The organism is Streptomyces sp. cg40, assembly GCF_050320165.1.
Taxonomy (GTDB): domain Bacteria; phylum Actinomycetota; class Actinomycetes; order Streptomycetales; family Streptomycetaceae; genus Streptomyces; species Streptomyces hokutonensis.
In genome coordinates this window covers 7,161,388-7,186,007 of record NZ_CP190128.1, presented here as the reverse complement: position 1 = coordinate 7,186,007, position 24,620 = coordinate 7,161,388, and the positions used below count along the sequence as shown (strand labels likewise).

Here is a 24,620-nt window from a genome sequence, read left to right as displayed (position 1 = left end):
TCAGCCCGACGTGCGGCCCTCACACGGGCTCCGGCTGCCGCTCGGGCCGTACGGCCTCGGGGGCTCGGGACAGCCGCCCCGGCCACCACACCTTCCGCCCCAGCAGCACACTCGCGCTGGTCACGAGGTACGTCCGCACGAGGAAGGTGTCCAGCAGCACGCCGACCGCGATCACGAAGCCCAGCTCGACGAGTTGCACGAGCCCCATGTTCGTCAGCACCGCGAAGGTCGCGGCCAGGACCAGCCCGGCGGAGGCGATGACCCCGCCCGTCGTCCGCAGGGCGGTCAGCGCGGCGGCGACCGGCTCCGCGCCCCCGACCGACTCCTCGCGCATCCGGTGCATGAGGAAGATGCCGTAGTCGACACCCAACGCGACCAGGAACACGAAGGACAGCAGTCCCAGCCCGGGATCGGTGCCCTGGAATCCGAACAGCGGGCCGAACACCAGCCCCCCGATGCCGAGCGCCGCGCCCCACACCGCGATCACCGCGGCCACCAGCATCAGCGGCGCGACCAGCGACCTCAGCAGAACGATCAGAATCAGCAGCACGGACGCGAGGACGATCGGCACGACGACCAGCCGGTCCCGCGCGTTGGTGTCCCGCAGGTCGATCTGCTGGGCACTGGGCCCGCCGACGTAGGAACCCTTGAGCGTGTGCCGCAGGTCCTCGATGGTGCGGGTCTCGGCCGCCGATTGCGGAGCGCCTACGGCGGTGACGGATATCTCCGTCCAGCCGTGTCCGTTACGGCCCTGCTGGGCGCCCGCGACACCCTGGGTGCCCCGGATCGTGGCCAGGGTCGCGTCGGCGCGCGAGGTCGGAGTGACGACGTCGATGGGCTGGGCGGAGCGTTCGGGGTAGGCCTCGGCGAGGGTGCGCATCGCGGTGACGGAGTCGGGGCGGTCGACGAAGGTGTCGTCCTGTTCGAGGGTGCCGGGGAGGTTCAGGGTGCCCAGGGCGAGTGCGCCGAGCAGGGCCGCGCCGCCCACGAGGACGAGGAGGGGCCGGCGTCCGGCGGAGCTGCCCATCGCCGTGAACAGGGAGCGGCGGGCCTTGGGCGTGGAGCCGTGGGCGGGGACGAGCGGCCAGAACACGCGGCGGCCGAGGAGGACGAGGAGCGCGGGCAGCAGGGTGAGCATCGCGACGAGTGCGGACAGGACGCCGACCGTGCCCAACGGGCCCATTCCGCGGCTGGAGTTGAGGTCGGCGGCGAGCAGGCACAGCAGTCCGGCGGCGACCGTGCCGGAGGAGGCGAGCACGGCGGGCCCGCAGCCGCGCAGGGCGGCGCGCATCGCGTCGTAGGGGCGCTCGACGCGTCGTAGTTCCTCGCGGTAGCGGGAGACGAGGAGCAGGGCGTAGTCGGTGCCCGCGCCGAAGGCGAGGATCGTCATGATGCCGGTGCTCTGGCCCGAAATGGTGGTCCCGAAGGCCTGGTTGAGGCCGTAGGCGATCCCTGTGGACAGGAAGTCGCCGACTCCGGCGACCACCAGCGGGACGAGCCACAGGACCGGGCTGCGGTAGATCAGGATCAGCAGGACGGCGACCACCGCGACGGTCGTGTAGAGCAGGGGTCCGCCGAGCGAGTCGAAGACCTTGCCGGCGTCGGTGGCCAGCGCGCCGGGGCCGCCGACCTCGACCGTCAACCCGGCCTTGTCCTGGGCGACTTGGCGGATGTCGTCGACGAGGGCGGTGCGCTTCTTCTCGTCGGTGCCGGGCCAGTTGCTGGTGACCGGGTACATGAGGGTGGTGCCGTCGGCGGACGGGACGCCGTGGGGTGTGGCGGACAGCGGGTGCAAGGTGCTTATCCGCGCGAGCTGTTGGGCCGCCGTGGACTTGTCGGCGGCCGTGAGTCCGCTGTCGCGGTGGTAGACGAGGACCAGTTCGGTGGTCTGGCCGCCGGGCAACCGCTCCTGGATCTTGGCCACTTGGGTCGAGTCCGCGCTCGCGGGCAGATAGTCGGTCACCCGGTCGTGCTGCACCTCGCCGAGCTTCGACGCGAACGGCGAGGCCAGCGCGAGCACTCCGATCCAGAGCGCGAGCACCACCCAGGGGATGGCCCGTCGCCTTGTGCTGTTCCTCTGTTCGGCCCCCATGAAACGGGTCCCCTCCCGGCGCTGCGCGGATGTCTGGTTGCGATCTCCAGACTTCCGGAGCGGGAGGGGCGGGTCGTCGGGCGGGAGGGCGAGTTCGGGCGTACTGCCGGGGGCAGCCGGGACGGCCGTATTACTCCCTGGGGAGTACTGAAGGGGTCGGAGTACTGAAGGGGTCTAGGACGGCGTCCGCGCCGCCGCCAGCAGTCGGGTCACGTCGTCCGAGCAGATCGTCAGGGCCGCGCCCACCGTCGCGAGGGCGTCGCGTTCCGCCGGTGTGTAGGGGCCGTCCGCCAGCGCGATGCGGGCGCCCTGGAGCAGGATCGATTCGCGGCCCGCGGGGGCGAGGTGCGGGGCGAGCGGGTCGAGGGCCTCGTGGAGCTCTATGGCGAGGCCGGCGCCGCTGGGTTCGCCGAAGACGCGGCCGGTGTCGGCGGCCAGGGCCTCGACGAGGGCGCCGAGCTGGTCCTCGGTGCAGTCCTGGAAGCCGGCGGCGCGCACGGTGCCCGCGGCGGCCTCCAGGGACGTACGGGCGCAGGTGCCGCCGGCCGCGAGGACGGCGAGGGCGACCGTGTGGACGGCGTCGCGGAGCATCGCGGAGAAGCGGCTCGTGGTGGGGTGGTCGAGGACGTCGGTGCCGTAGTGGCCCTGGCAGGCGGCGCACTCGACGACCGGCCCGGTGTCGCCGCGCGGCAGCACCGGCATGCCGAGCAGGGTGAAGCGGCGGCGCCCGGTGAGCCGCTGGTAGTTGCGGTCGCCCCCGCAGCCGGGGCAGAAGAACTCGCCGTCTCCGACGCTGGTCCACGCGGTACGGATGCCCAGCACGCGCGCTGCACGGCCCTCATGGACAACTCGGCCGTTTCGTCCCCGTTCTGGCAGCACGTCGCACCTCCGTAACGCCGCGGCAACATCGCCGCGCTGGCGTGATGTTAGCCACATTGTTGAGCTGGAGTCAGTACCCAGGACGAGACCTGCTCGTGACCTGCACATCGAATGGCCGGGAAACGACGGGGCCCCGCCCGCCGGAGAGCGGCGTACGGGGCCCTTGGGCGACGGGTAAACCGCCGGTCAGGATGGTTCAGCGGGTAGCGCGGTTGACGGCCGAGACGACCGCCTTCAGTGAGGCACGTGTCGTATTCGCGTCGATCCCGATTCCCCACAGAACCTTGTCGTCGATCGCGCATTCGATGTACGAGGCGGCCTGCGCGGAGGCGCCCTCGCTCATCGTGTGCTCCTGGTAGTCCAGGAGCCGTACGTCGATGCCGACGGACTGGAGGGCGTCGAAGAAGGCGGAGATCGGGCCGTTGCCGGAGCCGGTCAGGACGGTGTCGACGCCGTCGACGCTCGCCTCGACCTTGAGCGTGTCCACGCCGTCGGTGTCGGTGGTCGACTGGCCGGTCTTGACCTGGATACGGCCCCAGGGGTTGTCCGGGTTCGGCAGGTACTCGTCCTCGAAGGTCGCCCAGATCTCCTTCGGGGTGACCTCGCCGCCCTCGGCGTCCGTCTTGGCCTGGATCAGCTTCGAGAACTCGATCTGCATCCGGCGCGGCAGGTCCAGCTTGTGGTCGTTCTTCAGGACGTACGCGATACCGCCCTTGCCGGACTGCGAGTTGACGCGGATGACGGCCTCGTAGGAGCGGCCGACGTCCTTCGGGTCGATCGGCAGGTACGGGACCGCCCACTCGATGTCGTCGACCGTGACGCCCTTGGCCTTGGCGTCGGCCTCCATCGCGTCGAAGCCCTTCTTGATGGCGTCCTGGTGGGAGCCGGAGAAGGACGTGTAGACCAGGTCGCCCACGTACGGGTGGCGCGGGTGGACCTCCATCTGGTTGCAGTACTCCCACGTACGACGGATCTCGTCGATGTCGGAGAAGTCGATCTGCGGGTCGACGCCCTGGGAGAACAGGTTCATGCCCAGGGTGACCAGGTCGACGTTGCCGGTGCGCTCGCCCTGGCCGAACAGGCAGCCCTCGACGCGGTCGGCGCCGGCCATCAGCGCCAGCTCGGCGGCGGCGACGGCCGTACCGCGGTCGTTGTGCGGGTGGATGGAGAGGACGACGTGCTCGCGGCGGGACAGGTGGCGGCCCATCCACTCGAAGCGGTCGGCGTGCGTGGACGGGGTCGAACGCTCAACGGTGGCGGGCAGGTTGAGGATGATCTCGCGGCCCGGGCCGGGCTGCCAGACGTCCATGACCGCCTCGCAGACCTCCAGCGCGAAGTCCAGCTCGGTGTCGGTGAAGATCTCGGGGCTGTACTGGTAGCCGAACTCGGTCTCCGGGCCCAGCAGTACGTCGGCGTACTTCATCACCAGGCGGGTGCCGTCGACGGCGATCTGCTTGATGTCGTCCTTGGAGCCGCGGAAGACCACGCGGCGGAAGACGGGCGCGGTCGCGTTGTAGAGGTGCAGGGTGGCGCGCTTGGCGCCCTTCAGGGACTCCACGGTCCGCTCGATCAGGTCCTCGCGGGCCTGGGTCAGCACGGAGATCGTGACGTCGTCCGGGATCGCGCCCTCTTCCTCGATGATCGAGCGCACGAAGTCGAAGTCGGTCTGGCCGGAGGCGGGGAAGCCGACCTCGATCTCCTTGTAGCCCATCTTGACCAGCAGGTCGAACATCGCGCGCTTGCGCACGGGCGACATGGGGTCGATCAGGGCCTGGTTGCCGTCCCGCAGGTCCGTGGAGAGCCAGCGGGGGGCGACGGTGATCCGCTGCTGCGGCCAGGTGCGGTCGGGGATGTCGACCTGCTCGTACTGGCCGTACTTGTGGATCGGCATGGAACTGGGCTGCTGGCGATTGGCGCTCTGGGCCATGATGCGTGGGCTCCTCGTGGTGTCCTGAAGGACGGCCGACGGCGCAACGCCAGACTCCGCGGGGAGGGGGTCGGCCTCGACTACAGGCCCTCGCCGCGGCAGCTAAGGAGAAGCAGCCCGAAACGCATGATGCTCAGCAGAGTAGCCGAGTCGTACGCCGTGCGGGGGGCCGTATCACTATGCGGGATATCCGCCGGTGTATACCACTCTCCGCTACGACACTGTGATGATTGTCCCTGTATTTCACCAATCATGGTTGCCGGTAGTGACAGCGGCATAACTCGGTGCCAAGGTGCCGGGCATGACGACACACGGGGGCTTCGAGCCCGTCTTCTGCACGATCGTCCCACCGCATGTCCTCGACAAGCTCGCCCAGCACGAGGACCCCGCGCTCGCCGGTCCCGCCCGCGAGACCCTCCAGCGCGACGCCTACGAGCGCACCCACCGCCGGCTGACCACGGTGCTCGGCGCGCCGACCGTCGCCGCGCCCGCCGCGACCGACCAGCCGAAGCGCACGATCTACGACGCCAAGCACAAGCAGGACCTGCCCGGCAAGAAGGTCCGCGCCGAGGGCTCCGACCCCGGCAAGGACGCGACCGTCAACCGCGCCTACGCGGGCCTCGGCGCCACCTTCGAGCTGTATCTGAAGGCCTTCAACCGGCACTCCATCGACGGCGAGGGCCTGCCGCTCAACGCGTCCGTCCACTACGACGTGAAGTACGACAACGCGTTCTGGAACGGCGAGCAGATGGTGTTCGGCGACGGCGACGGCGAGCTGTTCCTCGACTTCACCATCCCGGTCGACGTCATCGGCCACGAACTCACCCACGGCGTCACGCAGTACACCGCGAACCTGACCTACTTCGGCCAGTCCGGCGCCCTGAACGAGTCGATCTCCGACGTCTTCGGCTCCCTCATCAAGCAGTACTCGCTCGGCCAGACCGCCGCCGAGGCCGACTGGCTGATCGGCGCGGGCCTGCTCGCCCCGCGCGTCACCGGCGTCGCCCTGCGCTCCATGAAGGCCCCGGGCACGGCCTACGACGACGACGCCCTCGGCAAGGACCCGCAGCCCGCGACGATGGACGGCTACGTCAAGACCGGGCGCGACAACGGCGGTGTGCACCTCAACTCCGGGATCCCCAACCACGCCTTCTACCTGGTCGCCGACGCGCTCGGCGGGCACGCCTGGGAGAAGGCGGGACAGATCTGGTACGACGTGCTGACCGGCGGCGAACTCAAGAAGGACGCCCTGTTCACCGACTTCGCCACGCTCACCGTCGCCGCCGCGAAGACCCGGTTCGGGGACGGCGGCGAGGAACTCCAGGCCGTGCAGAAGGCGTGGGAGCAGGTCGGGGTGCCGATCTCGTCGTAGCCGCACTCTCCTGGTCGCGCCGGGCCCGTATCCGTACTAGACAGGACCCATGCGTATTCAGGTACGGCGCACGGGCGGTTTCGGTGGCATCGAGCGCCGCGGCGAGGTCGACACCTCGGCGCGGCCCGACGCCCATGAGTGGCACGCGCTGGCCGAGCGGGCGGTCGCCGACGGCCGGCGCACGCCCAAGTCCGGTGTCCCGGACGGCTTCCACTACGAGATCACGGTGGACGGGAAGACCGTGTACACGGCCGACCCCAGGCTTACGGAGGAGCAACGGACACTGATCCAGAGGGTGTTGAAGGAAGGTGCGTAACTGCTTGTTCACGCCCGCCCGTTGACACCCGTTACCACCGGTACGGATGATCCGGCGCATGGCGACTGATGCAGGCAATCCGATACCCCGGTTCCCGGCCGATTTCCTCTGGGGCGTGTCGACCTCGGCCCACCAGATCGAGGGTGCGGCGGACGAGCGCGAGCCCTCCGTCTGGGACGTGTTCGAGACCGAGCCGGGCCGGATCAAGGACGGTTCCACGGCGGCGGTGGCCTGCGACCACTTCCACCGCCACCGCGAGGACGTGACCCTCCTGGCCGGCCTCGGCGTGGACGCGTACCGCTTCTCGATCTCCTGGCCGCGGGTGAACTCCCCCGGCGGCCTCGACTTCTACGACCGTCTCGTCGACGACCTGCTCGCGGCGGGCGTCCGCCCGGTCCCGACTCTGTTCCACTGGGACCTCCCGGCCGGTCTTGACTGGATGGACCGGGACACGGCATCCCGTTTCGCGGAGTACGTGTCGGTGGTGGCCGAGCGGCTGGGCGACCGGGTGAAGAAGTGGATCACCCTCAACGAGCCCGCGGAACACACCCTGTTGGGACACGCGCTGGGCGCCCACGCCCCGGGGAAGACGCTGCTCTTCGACGCGCTCCCGGTCGCCCACCATCAACTCCTCGCCCACGGCCTGGCGGTACGGGCCCTGCGCGCGGCCGGTGCCGGCGACATCGGGATCGCCAACTCGCACGGCCCGACCTGGCCGGCCTCGCAGGAGCCGGAGGACATCGAGGCGGCGAACTTCTACGACCTGCTGCTGAACCGCCTGTTCGCGGAACCCCTGATCCTCGGCGAATACCCGTCCGGGCTGGGCGAGTTGATGCCCGGTGACGTCGAGTCCGACCTGAAGGTGATCGCCGAACCGATCGACTGGTACGGCGTCAACTACTACGCGCCGAGCCGGGTCGGCGCACCCCAGGGCGCGGAGATCGAGTTCGGCGGCCTGACCCTCCCGGCCGAACTCCCCTTCTCCGTAAGGGAGATCGAGGGCGTCCCGGTCACCGACTTCGGCTGGCCCGTGGTCCCCGAGGGCCTCACCGAACTCCTCACCACCTTCCGCGACCGCTACGGCGACCGCCTCCCGCCCGTCGTCATCACCGAGAACGGCTGCTCCTACGACGGCCTCGACGACCAGGACCGGATCACCTACCTGGACGGCCATGTCCGGGCGCTGCACGGGGCGTTGGAGGCCGGCGTGGACGTCCGCGGCTACTTCGTGTGGTCGCTCCTCGACAACTTCGAGTGGGCGGAGGGCTACGAGCGCCGCTTCGGCCTCGTCCACGTCGACTACGAGACGCTGGCGCGGACCCCGAAGGCGTCGTACGGCTGGTTCCAGGGCCTGCTGCGGGCCCAGAGAGAGCGGGGACAGGGATGACCACGGCCGACGCGGCGGACGCGCTCTCCGCGCCCGGCGCCCTCGCCGAGCCCGTCGAACGCGTCGGCCGGGGCTGGACCTCCGCGCTCTCGCTCGCCAACGGGGCGATCTGGGTGGGCTGGTACGGCCCGCTCCAGATCCTGCTGGCCTCCCAGGCCAAGGACTTCGCGCCGGGCACCGGCATGTCCAAGGAGACGATGCTCGCGTGGGTGACCGGCGCGGGCGCGCTGGTGTCCCTGGTCGCCAATCCGCTCTTCGGCGCGCTGTCCGACCGTACGACGTCCCGGTGGGGCCGCCGTACGCCGTGGATCGTGGCCGGGTCGGCGGGCGGGGCGCTGTCGTTGCTGCTGCTCGCGGGTGCGGGCGGGGTGTGGACGATGGCGGCCGGGTGGTGCCTGGTCCAGCTCACCCTGAACGCGGCCTTCGCGGCGGTCACCGCGGCCGTCCCCGACCGCGTACCGCGCCTCCAACGGGGCTCTGTGGGCGGCTGGTTGGGCGCCGCGCAGATCCTGGGCGTGGTCGGCGGCACGGGCCTCGCTACGGCGGCCGGGGGCATCGGGGCGGGCTATGTGGCGTGCGCGGTGTTCACGGCGGTGGGTGTGCTGCCGTACGTCCTGCGCTACAAGGACCTCCAACTGTCCCCGGCGGAGCGCCCGTTGTGGTCCTGGCGGAGTTTCGCGAAGGGCTTCTGGCTGAGCCCGCGCCGCTACCCCGACCTCGGCTGGGCCTGGCTGACCCGCTTCCTGATCAACCTGAGCAACGCCCTGGTGCTGCTGTACCTCCTGTACTACCTGCGCGACCGCCTGCACTACCACGACCCGGACCAGGGGGTCCTGATCCTGACGGCGGTGAACGGGCTGACCCTGCTGGCCACGGTGGTGGTCGGCGGAGTGTGGTCCGACCGGGTCGGCCGCCGCAAGCCGTTCGTGATCTGGTCCGGCGTCCTGATGGCGGTGGCGACGGCGGTGCTGGCGGGCTGGCAGACCTGGCCCGGCGCGGTGGCCTCGGCGGCCCTCCTCGGCATCGGCTTCGGCGTCTTCACCTCGGTCGACTTCGCCCTGATGACGGACGTACTCCCCAAGGCCCTGGACCGCGGCAAGGACCTCGGCGTCATCAACGTCGCCAACGCCCTTCCCCAGGTCGCGGCCCCCGCCCTGGCCGCGCCGATCGTCACCTATCTGGGCGGATACCGGGTGCTGTATCTGGTGTCGGCGGTGATCGGGATGGCGGGGGCGCTGCTGGTGCGGCGGATTCGGGGGGTGGACTGAGGCGGGTCAGAGGGCGCCGGCGTCCCGGGCCGCCCAGACGGACGGGTACAGCGGGCGGTAGCCCAGCTCTCGTTTGATCCGCTCGGTGGACATGACGCCGAACCACGGGTCGGGGTCGGTGTTCCGGTCGAGACCGGCGGGGACCTCGACCCCGTTCAGCAGGTGCAGTTCAAGCGCGGTGACCGGGGCGTCGTCGGCGATGTTGTAGACGCGGCCGGCGACTCCCGGAGCGTGCAGGACACGCAGCAGGCCCTGGGCGACGTCCGCGTGGTGACCCATGTGGAGGCGCTGGTTCGAGGCCCAGTTCGCGGCCCACTGGAGGGAGTTGGCGAGGTGGGGGTCGCCCTCGCCGTAGACGAAGGGGAGGCGGGCGACGCGGACGTCCATGGTGTCGAGAGCGAGAAGCTCGCGTTCGGCGGCCACCTTCGACTCGTTGTAGGCGCCCCACATCTTGCCGCCGGGCCGGCTCTCGTCCTCCTCGGTCAGCGGGCGACCACGTCCCACGCCGTACACCATTCCGGTGCTCACCTGCACGAAGCGCCGTACGCCCGAGGCCAGCGCGGCCTTCCCCAGGGCGACCGCCGCCTCGTGGTTGACGGCCCAGGCCTCCTCGTCCGGTACGCCGCGGAAGGACGCGGCGACGTTCACGACCGCGTCGGCGCCGGAGACCGCCTTTCCGAGGTCGTCGGTGTCGCGCAGATCGCCTACGACGACCTCTGCGCCCAGTTCCGCGAAGCGCTCGGCGCGGGCCGCGTCCCGCACGATCACCCGCACCTGCTCCCCCGCCCTCGCCTGCGCCAGCAGCCTCGGTACGAAGCGCCGGCCGACCTGTCCCGTCGAACCCGTCACCAGTGTCAACATCATCTGCTCCTCACGATCTGGTGCCACCAGCCTCGGCCGGATCCGGCGCGGCCGGGAGAGACCTTCCGATCAGGGGATCGGCAGTCCCTGGATAAGCCGGGCCCACTGCCGCACGCTGGAAGCGTGAACCGAGCCGAACTCGCCGACTTCCTGCGCCGGGGCCGGGCCCGCCTGGACCCCTCCGACGTGGGCCTCACGGCCGGCGCCCGCCGCCGTACGCCGGGACTGCGCCGCGAGGAGGTGGCACAGCTCGCCGGGATGTCCGTGGACTACTACACGCGCCTCGAACAGTCCCGGGGCCCGCGCCCGTCCCGCCAGATGCTCACGGCGCTGGCGCGGGCGCTCCGCCTCACCGACGACGAACGCGACCACCTCTTCCACCTGACGGGGGAGGAACCCCCGCGCCGGGGCGGCGGGAGCGCGCACCTGCGGCCGGCCCTCCTGCTGGTCCTGGACCGGCTGCACGACACCCCGGCGCACGTGTCCAGCGACTGCGGTGAGGTGATCGCGCAGAACGCGATGGCACGGGCGCTGTCGGGCGACGCGTTCGCCCGCCCGCCCCGGGAGCGCAACATGCTCCGCCGCTTCTTCCTGAACCCCGCCTCACGGGAACTGTTCCCCCCGGAGGACATCCCGGAGCACGCCCGCGCCCACGTGGCGAACCTCCGGGCGGTGGCCGCGGCCCGCCCCGACGACCCGGAACCGGCCGCCCTCGTGGCCGAACTACGGGCGGGCAGCGAGGAGTTCGCCCACCTGTGGGACCAGCACGAGGTGGCCGTACGCCGACAGTCCACGAAGCGCTTCCGCCACCCGCTCGTCGGCCTCCTGGAACTGGACTGCGAGGTCCTCCTGAACCAGGACGACCACTACCTCCTGGTCATCCACACGGCGCGCCCGGGGACGGAGTCCTACGAGCGCTTGCAGCTGCTGCGGGTGATAGGCGTGCAGGACATGACTCCCGCCGCCCATCGGCCCTGAAGGGGCCTCGTCCTCAAACGCCGGACGGGCTGAGTAATGCGGACCAGCGCTTGAAAGTCCCGGCCGACATCGACTCAGCCCCTCCGGCGTTTGAGGAGCGGGGTCTGGGGCGGAGCCCCAGAAGGACGGGACGGGTAGGGGCGGCGGGGGCGAAAAAGCCCGCAGAACCCCAACCGGCCTCTAGAACCCCAGCTTCCGCAACTGCCGAGGATCCCGCTGCCAGTCCTTCGCCACCTTCACATGCAGGTCCAGGAACACCGGCGTCCCCAGCAACGCCTCGATCTGCTTGCGCGACTTGATCCCGACCTGCTTCAGCCGCGCGCCCTTCGGGCCGATGATGATGCCCTTCTGGCTCGGCCGCTCGATGTAGACGAAGGCGTGGATGTCGAGGAGCGGCTTGTCGGCGGGCCGGTCCTCGCGGGGCAGCATCTCCTCGACGACGACGGCGATGGAGTGCGGGAGTTCGTCACGCACACCCTCCAGCGCCGCCTCACGGATCAGTTCCGCGATCATGACCTGCTCGGGCTCGTCGGTGAGGTCACCCTCGGGGTAGAGCGCCGGCCCCTCCGGGAGCAGCGGGATGAGCAGGTCCGCCAGCAGATCCACCTGCTGGTCCGCGACCGCCGACACCGGCACGATCTCCGCCCACTCGAACCCCAGCTCCTTGCCGAGCTGGTCGACGGCGATGAGCTGCTCGGCGAGGGTCTTCGAGTCGACGAGGTCGGTCTTCGTGATGATCGCGATCTTCGGCGTCTTCTTGATGGACGCCAGTTCCTTCGCGATGAAACGGTCGCCCGGGCCCAGCTTCTCGTTCGCCGGCAGACAGAAGCCGATGACGTCGACCTCGGCCCACGTCGTGCGGACGATGTCGTTGAGCCGCTGCCCGAGCAGCGTGCGCGGCTTGTGCAGGCCAGGGGTGTCGACCAGGATCAGCTGCGCGTCCGGCCGGTGGACGATGCCGCGGACCGTGTGCCGCGTGGTCTGCGGCTGGTTGGCGGTGATCGCCACCTTCTGGCCGACCAGAGCATTCGTAAGGGTGGACTTGCCCGCGTTGGGGCGGCCCACGAAGCAGGCGAAGCCGGCGCGGTGAGGAGCCTCCGACGACGCGGACGGCTTGGATGACGGGGTACGAACGCTCATGGCGCCCATTGTCCCTGATCCACAGGCCCGCGCCGCACAACAGTCCACCGGAGCCTCACACGGTGAGCTTTCGGTAACCCCGACGCAATGAAACGTCACGGAAACACGGACGTGCACAACCGGAAACCCAGGCCGGTGACCCTCTGACGAGCCCCCACACCGTTGGAGACGACCGTGACGACCGTGACCCCCACCGCCGCACTCGCCGCCGGGCGCATCGACACCGGCGACACCGCCTGGCTGCTCGCCGCCACCGCCCTGGTCCTGCTGATGACCCCGGGCCTGGCCCTCTTCTACGGCGGCATGGTCCGCACGAAGAGCGTCCTCAACATGCTGATGATGAGTTTCGTGTCGATCGCCCTGGTCACGGTGGTGTGGCTGGCGGCCGGTTACTCGCTCGCGTTCGGGGACGACATCGGCGGCGGGCTGCTGGGCGGCCTCAAGCACGCCGGCATGGCGGGCCTCGGCCCGGACTCCGTCCACGGCACCGTCCCCACCCTCCTCTTCGCCACCTTCCAGCTCACCTTCGCGATCATCACGGCCGCGCTGATCAGCGGCGCGGTCGCGGACCGGGTGCGGTTCGGGGCGTGGCTGGTCTTCGTGCCGGTCTGGGCGCTGCTCGTATACGTTCCCGTCGCGCACTGGGTGTGGGGCCCGGGCGGCTGGATCGCGGCGCACCTCGGCGCCCTCGATTTCGCGGGCGGCCTCCCGGTCGAGATCACGTCCGGAGCCTCCGGGCTGGCCCTGTGCTTGGTGGTCGGCCCCCGCCTCGGCTTCAAGAAGGACGCCATGCGGCCGCACAACCTCCCCATGGTCATGCTGGGCGCGGGCCTGCTCTGGTTCGGCTGGTTCGGCTTCAACGCGGGCTCCGCGCTCGGCGCCAACGGCCTCGCCGCCGCGGCCTTCCTCAACACGCTCGCCGCCGGCTGCACCGGCCTCCTCGGCTGGCTCTTCGTCGAGCAGAAGCGCGACGGCCACCCCACCACCCTGGGCGCGGCCTCCGGCGCGGTCGCCGGCCTGGTCGCCATCACCCCGTCCTGCGGCTCGGTCTCGCTCCTCGGCGCGCTGGTCGTCGGCCTCACCGCCGGTGCCGTCTGCTCGTACGCGGTCGGCTGGAAGTTCAGGCTGAACTACGACGACTCGCTCGACGTCGTCGGCGTCCACCTGGTCGGCGGCGTCATCGGCACCCTCCTGATCGGCGTCTTCGCGGTCACCTCGATGACCGGCGGCCCGGAAGGGCTCCTCTACGGCGGCGGGCTCGCCCAGCTCGGCAAGCAGCTGGTGGCCGTGGCCGCCGTAGGGGCGTACGCGTTCCTCGTGACGTACGGGATCGGGAAGCTGCTCGACAGGGTGATGGGGCTGCGGGCGAGTGAAGAGGAGGAGCGGACGGGGCTGGACCTTACGGTGCACGCAGAGACCGCATACGATCACGGCGTCCTGGGGCACGGAGCCCCGGTCGGCCCGTCCGTCCCCTCCCTCCAGAAGGTCACGTCCCAGCCATGAAGCTCATCACCGCGATCGTCAAGCCGTACCGCCTCGACGAGGTCAAGACGGCGCTCCAGGAGCTCGGCGTGCACGGCCTGACCGTCACCGAGGCCAGCGGCTACGGCCGGCAGCGCGGGCACACCGAGGTGTACCGGGGCGCCGAGTACCGCGTCGACCTCGTGCCGAAGGTGCGGATCGAGGTCGTCGTCGACGACGCGGACTCGGACGCCGTGATCGACGCGATCGTCAAGGCCGCGCAGACGGGGAAGATCGGGGACGGGAAGGTGTGGTCGATTCCGGTCGAGACGGTCGTACGGGTACGGACGGGCGAGCGCGGCCCCGACGCGCTCTGACCGCCAGCACTCCCCCGACGAACCCGACCGCGAGCAGCAGCGCCGCCGCGAGCCAGGGCAGCGCGAAGAACGACGCGCTCGCCGACTGCTTCGTACCGGTCGCGCTCGCGGTCAACGTGACGTCGCCCCAGTCGAGTTGGGGCGCCCCCTTCCACGGCTCGGTCAGCTTCACGCTCTGCCCGGGCAGCAACTCGGCCGGGATCCGGGTCAGTCCGCGCGAGAGCAGCGTCCGGCCGAACAGACCCTGCGCCTTCAGCGTCACCTTCGGGTCGAGGGTGACGTTGCCGGTGTTGTGCAGCGTGTAGGAGATCGTCGCTTCGCTGCTCCCCAACCCCGGTACCAGCGGCTGGTGATGGGCGATGTGGACGTGCTCGACGGCGAGCGCGGGCAGTGTGGGTCCGCTCACCCGGAGGTAGACACGGGCGCCGACGGCCCGCTGTACGCCGAGCGCGAGTGATCCGTCGCCCTTGTCGACGCGCTCGTCGAGGGCGACCAACGCGCCCGGGTGGTCGCCCGGTTCGGCGCCTTCGGGCACGTGCAGGGTGAACGGCACGGTGACCGACTTGTGGGCGGGGACGGTGACTTGGGATTTGGTGGGCTTCGCCCACGCGCCCACCCCGCGCATCTTCTCCTTCACCGTCCGCACGGCGAACCCGCCGTCGCGCGCGGTGTTGTAGGCGTCGGCCGCGTAGAGGCGGAAGGTGAGGGGCTGCGCCGTCTTGTTGGCGACGACCACCTTGTCCTGGATGGTCTGGCCGGGGTCGGCGGAGAGATAGAAGTACGGCCGCGCGGCGATCTGCGAGGCGGCCGGGTACACGGACCAACTGCCGTTGTCGGCGGCGTGGGACGACGGCGCGGCGAGCACGCCGAAGCACAGACTCAGGAGGAGGACGTACAGCTTGCGCATGGGTGCGGACCCCCACGGACGTGGTGTGCGGCGGTCGGGCGGGTGCGGGCGCCCGGCCACCGGAGGTGAGTTCGGACGGTCAGGTGAGCGTGAGCGTCAGAACGCCGGAGTACGAGCCCGGAGGCGTGAACGCCGGTACGTTCAGGGAGAGTCCGGCGTCGACGGTGAACTCGCCGCCGGTGACCGTCCCGTCGGGCGTGGACGCGAGCGTCGCACCCGAAGAGCCCACCGTGCCGGCCGAACCGGCGACACAGGTGCTCGGGCTGCCCGCCTTGGTGGCGCAGGCGGGAGTCCAACTCAGCGCCCCGGCATCGATCTTGGCGCCGGGACCGGTGAAGTCGGTGACCTTGCCGGTCAGGGACCAGCCCGCGGGTCCGCCGCGGAAGTCCTGGACCGTCACCGTGTTGAGGGCGCCCGTGGAGGCACCGCCCTTGCCGAAGTCGACGGCGGAGAGGCCCACGGCGTCCCCGGCCTGCGACATCGACAGACTGCCCGCCTTGACGGTGGTCGTCAGCTTCTGACTCCCCGGCGGAACGGGCGTGGTGTCGTTGACGACATAGGCGGCCGGACCGGCACCCAGATCGGCACTCCACGCACTGCCCTCGTACGCCACGATCCCGGTCGTCGTCTTGTCGTTGACGACCAGCGAGCCGCTGATGGTGCCGGCACTGGATGCCGTGACGGTCGCCGTGTCCGCGGTCTGGGCGCTGCCGGACCGTCCGGCCAGGGTCACGGTGGCACCCGGGGTGAAGTTGCTGCCGGTGACGGTGACGCTGTCACCTGCGTTGCCGGAGGCCGAACCCAGGCTGATCGCACGGGTGTTGACCGGGACGGTGGCGGTCGCGGTGACGGTCTCGGAGACCGGCGCCGGCGGGTTCGTCACCGTGCAGGGGGTGTCCAGCTCAAGGATGTAGCTGGTGTGGATGTTGTAGTCGCCGGGCGAGAGGGTGATCGCGCCCGGAGTGGTGACCGTGAAGGTGCCGGTCATGGAGAACGACGGGAAGGCGCCGTTGCCCGGCACCGGGTCGTTCTTCTTGGGCCCGGCGACCGTGACACTGCCGGTCTGGGCACCGCCGAGGGTGACCTTCCCGGTCGGCGTCATGATGTCGGCCGGCAGGGCGATCGCCGTCGGGTTGCTGGCGGCCGGCTTGACCACGGTGTAGGTCACGGTGACCGTGTCGCCGACCTTCGGCGCGGTGTTGTCCACCGTGATCGCGGCGGTCGTGGTGCCGTCGATCGGCGGGATGCCCGCCACCGCCGGCGGGATGCAGTGCGTGGCGAAGTCCACGTTCGTCGACGCGCCGGCCGGACAGGCCAGCGCGCCGCCCGTGGCGACCGCGAGCGCGGTCACCCCGAGCACCGACGCCCAACGGCGTCTTCGGGTTGTCGTAGCCATGGCTGTGCCCCCTCCTGAGGACGGTGGGCACAGCGGCTCGTCCGCGCCCACAGGGGGCATTGATGTGGGGATCGCGTGAGAAGTCAATGGAGACGGACAAATAAACTGATGGACCGTCAGCTCCCGCCCAACAGCGGGAGCTGACGGCCCAGTTGAGCCCGTGGGGGGAATTGTCGGGCGACTTCTCGGGCGACTTCTCAGTCGAACACGAACGGGCCCGGCGACTGCGCCGCGGTGGCCGTACAGGTCACGGCGATACCGAAGATGGTCATCTTCAGCGAGCCGCCGTACGCCTCCAGGCTGTCACCGGAGGCGACGGTGCCACTGAGCGGGCCGACGGTGACGGCGTCGCCGGTCGCCATGGCCGGGTTCACCGTCCCGCTGAAGTCGGTGGTGCCGCCGCTCGCGTTCACGAAGGTGAAGGTGGAGGCGATCGAGTCCTGCGCCAGGGGCAGCGGAGCAGTGATGGACGAGTTGACGGTGATCGTGGCCGCCGTCCCGTCCTGCGTGGCCGTGAGTGTGGCCGCACCGCCGCCGAAGATGCCGCAGTCCGCGGTGATCGTCGCCGTCTGGGGAGTGACGGCGAGCGCGCTGGGCGCGAACGCCAGCGAGGTGGCCGCGAGGACCCCCGTCACCAGTGCCGCACCCGTTCCGATTCGCTTGCTTCTCAGCTTGCCTTTCATGGATCCGGATCCCTTCCCGAGTCTGGGAACGCCATGTGGGGATGGACGGGAGAAACACCTCAGCCCCACTCACGGACGCGGTGCGGTGCGCCACACGAGCAGAATCTGACGGTCCGTCGGAACTTACGGTTCCATTGATGCGCGGGAGACGCGGAGAGAGCAAGGGCGAAATCTGGACGGGTTAATTCCGGACACGGTTACGGTCCGGCGAGTGGGGGCGTGTCAGCCCGCGGTCACCGTCCGCCGCACAACCCCGTCCGGCGCGGCCACCAGCACAGGCGTCTCCGGCCCGCCCAGATCCCGTACGGCCGCCCGGTCCTCCGCCGACGCGGACTCCGCCTCCGTCACCACCGCCGCCGCCTCCAGCGACTTCGCGCCGGACGCCACCGCCATCGCCACCGCCGTCTGCAACGCGCTCAGCTTCAGCGACTCGAGGGCGACCGTCCCGGCGACATACGTCCGCCCGGTCTCGTCCCGCACAGCGGCGCCCTCGGGCACACCGTTGCGGGCCCGGGCCGAACGGGCCAGGGTGACGATCTTGCGGTCCTCGGGGTCAAGCGCGCTGCTGTCGGTCATGGACAGAGCATACGAAGGACCGGCCTCGCGCGTCCCTCAGGGCCGGTCGAGGCGGAGCCGTTCGGCCCGCGGCAACCCCGCGACGACCAGGTCGTACGAGTCCTCGATCAGCTCCCTGAGAACCCGGTCCGGAAGGTCCCCGTCCACCGTCACCGTGTTCCAGTGCCGCTTGTTCATGTGATACCCGGGGACGATCAGCCCCTCGTACTCCTCCCGGAGCCGGATCGCGTCCTCCGGGTCGCACTTGAGGTTGACCGTGAGGGGCCGCCCGTCCAGCCGGGTCAGGGCGAAGAGCTTGCCCAGGACCTTGAAGACGGACATCTCGGGGGAGAAGGGGAAGTCCTCCACCGCCGCGTTGAAGGAGAGGCAGAAGTCACGCAGTCCGCCGGGGGTCATACGGTCGTCTCCTCGCCGGTCGCCGGGCGGCCGTGGGCGCAGTCGATCTCGTCGCCGTGCAGGTCGGTCACATATCCGTGGCCGCCGAGGTTCACCGTCACCGTCGCCGGTTCGTGCTCGACCTCGAAGGGCTCGCTGTCGCCGAAGCCGTACGTCACGACCACGAAGGTCTCCCCGGGCCGCAGCCAGTGGTCGCTGCCGTAGGGCTCAAGGATCAACTCCAGCATCGCCGTACCGCTGTTGATCACCCGCATCCGGGCCACCGGTCCCCCGTCGGCCTCCGTCACCCGCGTCACTCCTCCGGTTTCTCCTCGGCGCCGGCCGAGCCCACCGGCTCCACCAGCACCGTGACGATCTTGTTGCGGCGGCCCGCCGAGGCCTCCGCCGTGAGGCGCAGTTCGCGGCCGTCCGGCAGTTCCACGACGGAGGAGGCACCGGCGATCGGGACCCTGCCCAGCGCCTTCGCGAGCAGTCCGCCGACCGTCTCCACGTCCTCGTCGTCGTAGGCCTCGAAGCCGTAGAGCTCCCCCAGGTCGCCGATGTCCAGTCGCGCGGTCACCCGGTAGCGGTCGTCGCCCAGCTCCTCCACCGGAGGGAGCTCCCGGTCGTACTCGTCGGTGATCTCGCCGACGATCTCCTCCAGGATGTCCTCGATGGTGACGATGCCTGCCGTGCCGCCGTACTCGTCGATGACGACGGCCACGTGATTGCGCTCCTGCTGCATCTCGCGCAGCAGATCACCGGCGTTCTTGGTGTCCGGGACGAAGGACGCCGGGCGCATGGCCGTCGACACCAGCTCCGACTCGGCGTCCCGGCTGATGTGCGTCTTGCGGACCAGGTCCTTCAGGTACACGATCCCGACGATGTCGTCCTCGCTCTCCCCGGTCACCGGAATGCGCGAGAAGCCGGAGCGGAGCGCGAGGGTGAGGGCCTGGCGGATCGTCTTGTAGCGCTCGATGACCACCAAGTCCGTGCGGGGGACCATGACTTCACGCACGAGGGTGTCGCCGAGCTCGAAGACCGAGTGCACCATCCGGCGCTCCTCGTCCTCGATCAGCGACTCCTTCTCGGCGAGGTCCACCAGCGCCCGCAGCTCGGCCTCGGACGCGAACGGACCGCGCCGGAAACCCTTGCCGGGCGTGAGCGCGTTGCCGATCAGGATCAGCAGATACGGGATCGGGCCCATGATCCGCGCGAGCGGCAGCAGCACGTACGCCGCCGCGGTCGCCGTGTTCAGCGGATGCTGCCGCCCGATGGTGCGCGGGGACACCCCCACCGCGACGTACGACACGAGGACCATGACACCGATCGCCGCGAGCAGCGCGGGCGCGGTCCCGCGGATCACGTGCAGGCACTCGTAGGTGACCAGCGCGGCGGCGGCCATCTCGCAGGCCACCCTGACCAGCAGCGCGACATTGAGATAGCGGGTCGGGTCGGCGGCGACCTGCGCGAGCTTCGCGCTGCCGCGCCGGCCGGACCGTACGGCCTCCTCGGCGCGGAAGCTGGAGACGCGCGCGAGGCCCGCCTCCGCGCAGGCGGCGAGCCAGGCGACCACGACAAGGGCGACGGCACCGAGGACGATCTGAGGATTCATCAGCGCGCTTGTCGCCTATGAGACGGTCGGCGCCGGGGACGGACCGTCATGGCCCTTCTCCGCCCGCCAGCCGTCCACGATCGCCGCCTGAAGACCGAACATCTCGGCCTTCTCGTCGGGCTCCTCGTGGTCGTAGCCGAGGAGGTGCAACACACCGTGGACGGTGAGGAGTTGGAGCTCCTCGTCCATGGTGTGCTGCGTCTCGGCCTCGGCGCCCTGCTTCGTGGCGACCTCCGGGCACAGCACGATGTCACCGAGGAGCCCCTGCGGAGGCTCCTCGTCGTCCTTGCTCGGCGGACGCAGTTCGTCCATCGGGAAGGACATGACATCGGTCGGACCCGGCAGGTCCATCCACTGGATGTGCAGCTGCTCCATGGCGTCGGCGTCCACGGCGATCACCGACAGTTCGGAGAGCGGGTGGATGCGCATCCGCGCGAGCGCGTAGCGGGCGATGTCGAGGATCGCCTGCTCGTCGACCTCGGTTCCGGACTCGTTGTTGACGTCGATCGACATGGTCGTGCTGATCTACTTCCGCTTGTCACGGGCACCCTTGTGGGTGCCGTTCTCCGTACCGTTCTCGCTGTCGTACTTCTCGTACGCGTCGACGATACGGCCGACCAGCTTGTGCCGTACGACGTCCGCCGACGACAGGCGGGAGAAGTGCACGTCGTCGACACCCTCCAGGATGTCCTGCACCTGCCGCAGCCCCGACTTCGTCCCGCTCGGCAGGTCCACCTGCGTCACGTCACCGGTGATCACGATCTTCGACTCGAACCCGAGCCGGGTGAGGAACATCTTCATCTGCTCGGGGCTCGTGTTCTGGGCCTCGTCGAGGATGATGAAAGCATCATTAAGGGTACGGCCCCTCATGTACGCCAGCGGCGCCACCTCGATCGTCCCCGCTGCCATCAGCTTCGGGATCGACTCGGGGTCGAGCATGTCGTGCAGGGCGTCGTAGAGGGGGCGCAGGTACGGGTCGATCTTTTCGTAGAGGGTGCCGGGGAGGAAGCCCAGGCGCTCGCCCGCCTCGACCGCCGGGCGGGTCAGGATGATGCGGCTGACCTGCTTGGCCTGGAGGGCCTGGACGGCCTTGGCCATGGCGAGGTAGGTCTTGCCGGTGCCGGCGGGGCCGATGCCGAAGACGATCGTGTTCTTGTCGATCGCGTCGACGTAGCGCTTCTGGTTGAGGGTCTTGGGGCGGATCGTGCGGCCTCGCGAGGACAGGATGTTCTGGGTGAGCACCTCGGCCGGTGTCTCCTCAGGTCCATCCCCGTTCTCGCTCGCCCTGAGCATGGCGATCGAGCGTTCCACTGCGTCCTCCGTCATCGGCTGCCCGGTGCGGAGCACCAGCATCATCTCGTCGAACAGGCGCTGGATGAGGGCGACTTCACGGGCATCGCCGACCGCGCTGATCTCGTTGCCCCGGACGTGGATGTCGGCCGCCGGGAAGGCCTTCTCGATCACCCGCAGGAGAGCGTCGCCGGATCCCAGGAGGGTCACCATGGCGTGCTGGGCGGGGACGGTGATCTCTGCTCTCGCCTGTCCCTGCGCGGGGGTGTGAGCTGTGGGTGTCTGAGTCATGGGCCGGCTCTGTAGGCCTTGCTCGTCCTCCTCGAAACGACTCGCCCGCCACAAGGGCGGCCTGGTGATTTCCAGGGTACGCCGGGCCACTGACAACGCCGTAGGGCTTTTCGGTGACCGTAGGGCCACGAAATACCGGGTGGACGCGTGTGTTCCGGGTGGCGTACCCGGCGCAGGGAGGGTGCACAGGGTGACGCCGTGAGCCCTGTTCGCGCCCCCTCGTATGTACGGACAATGCGCTGTGTCCGTCAGGTGAGTCATGCAGGGAAAGCAGGTCGGCCGCTGTGTTCGTGCGTCTGCCCACGTCCGTGTCCGAAGCGCAGGAGTGTCTGGCCGAGGGGGCGGTGCCCGTCGGTGGGGCGACGCTCGTGTGGGCCTCCTGGCAACGGGACGGCTTCCCGGAGCAGGCGGTGTCGCTGCGGGAGGTGCCCGAGGCGAGAGTGGTCGGGGACGGGACGCTGGGCGCGGCCGTACTGCTGCACGAGATCGACGCGCGGGTGCCGGAGGTGCTGCGGCGGGCGGCGGCCGGGGTGGGGACGGGTGCGGTGCGCCGGGCCGCGACGGTCGGCGGGAACATAGTGGGCAGCACGCTGCGCTGTCTGCTGCCGCCCGCGCTGGTGCTGGACGCCCGCGCGGTGGTCCTGGAACCGGACGGTCCCGTCGAAACCGATCTCGCCGAGTTGCTGGCGAAGCGCCCGCTGCTGCTGAGTCTGCGCTGGCGGGAGCCGGTGGCCAGCGGTTATCGCAAGCTGGCCGGTGTGCTGCGGGGCGAGGTTCCGTTCGTGGTCGCGGTCGCCGTGACGGGGGCGGAGCGGCCCGTTCTGCGGGTCGCGGTGCGTGACGGGTACGACGTGCTGAGCGAGGTCGTTCCCTACGACACGGATGTCCGCCGGATTCTCGGCGCCCTGGCGCTCACCCCGCTGGGCACGCTGCCGGAGGCGGTCTTCGAGGCCGTACGGGAAGAGGTCGTCGGGGTGGTGGAGCGGGCGGCCGGGCCGAGCTGACCGGGTCGGCCGCAGCCGCGCAGGAACGTTACGCTCCCGACGCGGTCGCCGGGTCGGGGGGCATGGCCGGGTACGCCCGCCTACGACCCTGACTCGTGCATCTCCCTGGCCACCTGGAGCAGTGCCGTCGCCGGTGCGCTCAACGGGTGGTCCTCGGGCACGGCCAGCGCGAGGGCCAGCGCGGGCGCGTCGGCGCCGAGCGGGATCCCCCGTATCTCCTCCTCGCGCTCGACGAACGACATCGGCGCGATGGCCACGCCCAGGCGGTACTTGACGAGGGAGACGAAGCTCGCCACGTCTCCTATCTCGTAGGCGATACGGCGGCTGAGGCCGGCCCGGGCGAAGGCCGCGTCGGTCGCCAGGCGGTTGCCCCAGCTCGCCGGTGTCTCGACGAACGGCTCGGCGACGAGTTCGGCCAGCTCGACGTGGTCGCGGCCGGACAGCGGGTGGTCGGCGTGGCAGAGCAGTTGCATCTTCTCCGACCTGAGGACGTACAGGTCGAGTCCGGCCGTCGCCTCCGGCGGCAGGACGACGAAGGCGATGTCGAGGCGTCCGCGGCGCAGGTCCTCCGCGTGCTGGACGCTGCCGCCGGTCCGTACGGACACGGTCACGCCGGGGTGGCCGTCCCGGAATGCCGCGATGAGGGCGGCCGGATGCACGACGACGTTCTGCGGTGTCTGGATCAGCCCGAGGCGTACCTCGCCGCGCAGGCCCCCGCGCAACTGCTCCAGGACGTGCCGGGCCTCCTGCGCCGCCGCGAGCGTCCGCCGTGCCTCGGGCAGGAACAGCCGGCCGGCCGGGGTCAGCCGCACGTGGTGGGTCGTGCGCTCCAGGAGCTGCGCGCCCAGCTCCCGCTCCAGGTTGCGCACCGTGGCCGACACCGCGGACTGGACCACGTTCAGCCTGGCCGCCGCGCGCGTGAAGCTCGCCTCGTCGGCGACGACGACGAACGCCCTGATCTGCCGTAGTTCCATGACGGTCCGTTCATCCCGAGGATCCGGTCATCACCATCCGCGATAAGCGGTAGCGATTGTATTCGCTTCCCCTGCCGACCGGGCTGTCCCAGGATGGTGCGGGTCAAGATCGTGCACTCCAAGGGGGCTTTCCATGACGCGAGTTGTTCTCGCCGCATCGCCGATCTACGGTCATTTCACTCCGGTACGGGCGATCGCCGCCGATCTCGTGCGACGCGGTCACCACGTCACGGTGACCACCGGTTCGAAGTACCGCGAGGCGGTCGAGGCGGTCGGCGCGCGGTTCGCGCCGTTACTGGGTGCGGCCGACTTCGACGGCGACGATGTGCCGGCGCTGTTCCCGGAGATCCCCTCGATACCGCCGGGCCCGGAGCTGCTGGGCTTCGGGCTGCGGCACCTGTTCATCGATCCGGTGCCGGATCAGCACCGTACGGTGCAGGGGCTGCTCGCGGAGGCGGAGACCGACGGGGAGCCGGTCGTGCTGCTGCACGAGACGGGTTTCCTCGGGGCGTGGCCGACGCGCTTCGGGGCGGGCGGGCTGCGGCCGGCCGCGGTGGTCGGGCTCGGGGTGGTGCCGCTCACGATCAGCAGTGAGGACACGGCGCCGTTCGGGCTCGGTCTGCCACCGGACAGCTCGCCGGAGGGCAGGGAGCGCAACCGGGCGGCGAACACGATGGTTCGGGAGAAGGTGTTCGGTTCGACGCAGGAACATCTGGTGAAGGTGCTCGCCTCCTGTGGGGCGACGGAGCCGGTGCCGTTCGTCCTGGACGGCATGTCGCGCGTGCCGGACCGGTTCCTGCAACTGTCGATCGCGCCGCTGGACTATCCGCGCGGCGATCTGCCGGACTCGGTCCGCTATGTCGGCGCGCTGCCCGCCGGGTCGGGTCAGAAGGCCGGGCTTCCCGAGTGGTGGGACGAGGTGGTGTCTGCGCCCCGGGTGGTCGTGGTGTCCCAGGGGACCGCGGCGAACGTCGACTTCACCGAGCTGGTCCAGCCGACCCTCGACGCGCTGGCCGACCTGGACGTCCTGGTGGTCGCGACGCTGGGGCGCGCCGCCGAGCTCGACCGGGTGCCGGCGAACGCGCGCGTGGCCGAGTTCGTCCCCTTCGACGAACTGCTGCCGCACACCGACGTGTTGGTGAGCAACGGCGGGTACGGCGGGGTGCAGCAGGCGCTCGGCCGCGGTGTGCCGATGGTGCTGGCGGGCCAGACGGAGGACAAGACCGAGGTGACGGCGCGTGCCGCGTGGACGGGCGCGGCGATCAACCTGGCCACCCAGCGCCCCGCCGCGCAGGACGTACGCGCGGCGGTCGACACGGTGCTCACCGAACCGTCCTACCGCAAGCGCGCCGCGGTCCTGGCCGCCGAGTACGCCCGCCACGACGCCCTCACCACGATCCACGAGACGGTGACCGAGCTGGAGCGACGGGTGGTCTGAGCTCCCTCGGTCC

General features: G+C 70.4%; 24 protein-coding genes. 9 read left to right on the top strand and 15 right to left on the bottom strand.

Annotated elements, in window-relative coordinates:
• Positions 1-19: 19 nt before the first annotated feature.
• The 3 genes from ACQHII_RS32330 to leuA form a co-directional block, all read right to left on the bottom strand.
• The gene (locus tag ACQHII_RS32330) at positions 20-2,092 is read right to left on the bottom strand and encodes an MMPL family transporter (protein ID WP_427922575.1); all 2,073 of its coding nucleotides are present in this window, start codon (positions 2,090-2,092) and stop codon (positions 20-22) included.
• A 174-nt stretch (positions 2,093-2,266) separates the two neighbouring features.
• Entirely contained in the window at positions 2,267-2,971 is a 705-nt protein-coding gene (locus tag ACQHII_RS32325; RefSeq protein ID WP_200712876.1) for a TerB family tellurite resistance protein, read from the bottom strand.
• A gap of 196 nt (positions 2,972-3,167) precedes the next feature.
• Positions 3,168-4,898 carry a 2-isopropylmalate synthase gene (gene leuA, locus ACQHII_RS32320; protein WP_427922574.1) on the bottom strand — a complete coding sequence of 577 codons (1,731 nt, stop codon included), beginning with the start codon at positions 4,896-4,898 and terminating at the stop codon, positions 3,168-3,170.
• Between the two features lie 301 nt (positions 4,899-5,199).
• Between leuA and ACQHII_RS32315 the strand changes: the two genes are divergently transcribed.
• The 4 genes from ACQHII_RS32315 to ACQHII_RS32300 are packed head-to-tail and all read left to right on the top strand — an operon-like array spanning position 5,200 to position 9,241.
• Positions 5,200-6,270 carry a M4 family metallopeptidase gene (locus ACQHII_RS32315; protein ID WP_427922573.1) on the top strand — a complete coding sequence of 357 codons (1,071 nt, stop codon included), beginning with the start codon at positions 5,200-5,202 and terminating at the stop codon, positions 6,268-6,270.
• 49 nt (positions 6,271-6,319) lie between these two features.
• Positions 6,320-6,586, top strand: coding sequence for a protealysin inhibitor emfourin (locus tag ACQHII_RS32310; protein ID WP_427922572.1), 267 nt, complete (start codon positions 6,320-6,322; stop codon positions 6,584-6,586).
• A gap of 46 nt (positions 6,587-6,632) precedes the next feature.
• Positions 6,633-7,973 (top strand): GH1 family beta-glucosidase, encoded by a 1,341-nt coding sequence (locus ACQHII_RS32305; RefSeq protein WP_427922571.1) that lies wholly within the window; start codon positions 6,633-6,635, stop codon positions 7,971-7,973.
• Positions 7,970-9,241 (top strand): MFS transporter, encoded by a 1,272-nt coding sequence (locus ACQHII_RS32300; RefSeq protein ID WP_427922570.1) that lies wholly within the window; start codon positions 7,970-7,972, stop codon positions 9,239-9,241. Before ACQHII_RS32305 ends, ACQHII_RS32300 begins: the two co-directional genes overlap by 4 nt.
• A gap of 6 nt (positions 9,242-9,247) precedes the next feature.
• Here the strand turns inward: ACQHII_RS32300 and ACQHII_RS32295 are convergent, their stop codons facing one another.
• Positions 9,248-10,102: an NAD-dependent epimerase/dehydratase family protein gene (locus ACQHII_RS32295; protein WP_427925458.1), complete on the bottom strand. Its 855-nt coding sequence runs from the start codon at positions 10,100-10,102 to the stop codon at positions 9,248-9,250.
• 123 nt (positions 10,103-10,225) lie between these two features.
• On the opposite strand from ACQHII_RS32295, the gene ACQHII_RS32290 reads away from it, so the two are divergent.
• Positions 10,226-11,080 (top strand): helix-turn-helix transcriptional regulator, encoded by an 855-nt coding sequence (locus tag ACQHII_RS32290; RefSeq protein WP_427922569.1) that lies wholly within the window; start codon positions 10,226-10,228, stop codon positions 11,078-11,080.
• Between the two features lie 180 nt (positions 11,081-11,260).
• Here ACQHII_RS32290 and era read toward each other — a convergent pair whose 3' ends face one another.
• Positions 11,261-12,229, bottom strand: a complete 969-nt coding sequence (era, locus tag ACQHII_RS32285) for a GTPase Era (RefSeq protein WP_427922568.1) — start codon at positions 12,227-12,229, stop codon at positions 11,261-11,263.
• Between the two features lie 153 nt (positions 12,230-12,382).
• Here era and ACQHII_RS32280 point away from each other — a divergent pair, with 153 nt between their 5' ends.
• Together ACQHII_RS32280 and ACQHII_RS32275 are read left to right on the top strand one after the other, a co-directional pair.
• Complete coding sequence (locus ACQHII_RS32280) at positions 12,383-13,723, top strand: ammonium transporter (protein ID WP_427922567.1); 1,341 nt, start codon at positions 12,383-12,385, stop codon at positions 13,721-13,723.
• On the top strand, positions 13,720-14,058 hold the full coding sequence (locus ACQHII_RS32275) for a P-II family nitrogen regulator (protein ID WP_200682139.1): 339 nt from the start codon (positions 13,720-13,722) through the stop codon (positions 14,056-14,058). The genes ACQHII_RS32280 and ACQHII_RS32275 overlap by 4 nt, the downstream gene beginning before the upstream one ends.
• Here ACQHII_RS32275 and ACQHII_RS32270 read toward each other — a convergent pair.
• From ACQHII_RS32270 to ACQHII_RS32230, 9 genes are all read right to left on the bottom strand, one after another.
• Positions 13,952-14,965 (bottom strand): WxL protein peptidoglycan domain-containing protein, encoded by a 1,014-nt coding sequence (locus ACQHII_RS32270; RefSeq protein WP_427922566.1) that lies wholly within the window; start codon positions 14,963-14,965, stop codon positions 13,952-13,954. The genes ACQHII_RS32275 and ACQHII_RS32270 overlap by 107 nt on opposite strands.
• A 79-nt stretch (positions 14,966-15,044) precedes the next feature.
• Positions 15,045-16,361, bottom strand: a complete 1,317-nt coding sequence (locus ACQHII_RS32265) for a beta-xylosidase (protein ID WP_427922565.1) — start codon at positions 16,359-16,361, stop codon at positions 15,045-15,047.
• 197 nt (positions 16,362-16,558) lie between these two features.
• On the bottom strand, positions 16,559-17,044 hold the full coding sequence (locus tag ACQHII_RS32260) for a hypothetical protein (protein WP_427922564.1): 486 nt from the start codon (positions 17,042-17,044) through the stop codon (positions 16,559-16,561).
• 222 nt (positions 17,045-17,266) lie between these two features.
• Positions 17,267-17,620: a cytidine deaminase gene (locus ACQHII_RS32255; protein WP_427922563.1), complete on the bottom strand. Its 354-nt coding sequence runs from the start codon at positions 17,618-17,620 to the stop codon at positions 17,267-17,269.
• A 36-nt stretch (positions 17,621-17,656) separates the two neighbouring features.
• The gene (locus tag ACQHII_RS32250) at positions 17,657-18,016 is read right to left on the bottom strand and encodes an MmcQ/YjbR family DNA-binding protein (protein WP_427922562.1); all 360 of its coding nucleotides are present in this window, start codon (positions 18,014-18,016) and stop codon (positions 17,657-17,659) included.
• On the bottom strand, positions 18,013-18,303 hold the full coding sequence (locus ACQHII_RS32245) for a hypothetical protein (RefSeq protein ID WP_427922561.1): 291 nt from the start codon (positions 18,301-18,303) through the stop codon (positions 18,013-18,015). The genes ACQHII_RS32250 and ACQHII_RS32245 overlap by 4 nt, the downstream gene beginning before the upstream one ends.
• Before the next feature lie 5 nt (positions 18,304-18,308).
• Positions 18,309-19,610, bottom strand: a complete 1,302-nt coding sequence (locus tag ACQHII_RS32240) for a hemolysin family protein (RefSeq protein ID WP_427922560.1) — start codon at positions 19,608-19,610, stop codon at positions 18,309-18,311.
• 15 nt (positions 19,611-19,625) lie between these two features.
• A complete protein-coding gene (gene ybeY, locus ACQHII_RS32235; protein WP_200712892.1) occupies positions 19,626-20,123 on the bottom strand; it encodes an rRNA maturation RNase YbeY in 498 nt (165 codons plus the stop codon).
• A gap of 12 nt (positions 20,124-20,135) precedes the next feature.
• Positions 20,136-21,191 (bottom strand): PhoH family protein, encoded by a 1,056-nt coding sequence (locus ACQHII_RS32230; RefSeq protein WP_427922559.1) that lies wholly within the window; start codon positions 21,189-21,191, stop codon positions 20,136-20,138.
• A 284-nt stretch (positions 21,192-21,475) separates the two neighbouring features.
• Here ACQHII_RS32230 and ACQHII_RS32225 point away from each other — a divergent pair, with 284 nt between their 5' ends.
• Positions 21,476-22,195 (top strand): FAD binding domain-containing protein, encoded by a 720-nt coding sequence (locus ACQHII_RS32225; protein WP_427922558.1) that lies wholly within the window; start codon positions 21,476-21,478, stop codon positions 22,193-22,195.
• Positions 22,196-22,275: 80 nt separating this feature from the next.
• On the opposite strand, the gene ACQHII_RS32220 is transcribed toward ACQHII_RS32225, so the two are convergent.
• A complete protein-coding gene (locus ACQHII_RS32220; RefSeq protein ID WP_427922557.1) occupies positions 22,276-23,169 on the bottom strand; it encodes a LysR family transcriptional regulator in 894 nt (297 codons plus the stop codon).
• Between the two features lie 133 nt (positions 23,170-23,302).
• Here ACQHII_RS32220 and ACQHII_RS32215 point away from each other — a divergent pair, with 133 nt between their 5' ends.
• Entirely contained in the window at positions 23,303-24,607 is a 1,305-nt protein-coding gene (locus tag ACQHII_RS32215; protein WP_427922556.1) for a nucleotide disphospho-sugar-binding domain-containing protein, read from the top strand.
• Positions 24,608-24,620 lie beyond the last annotated feature (13 nt).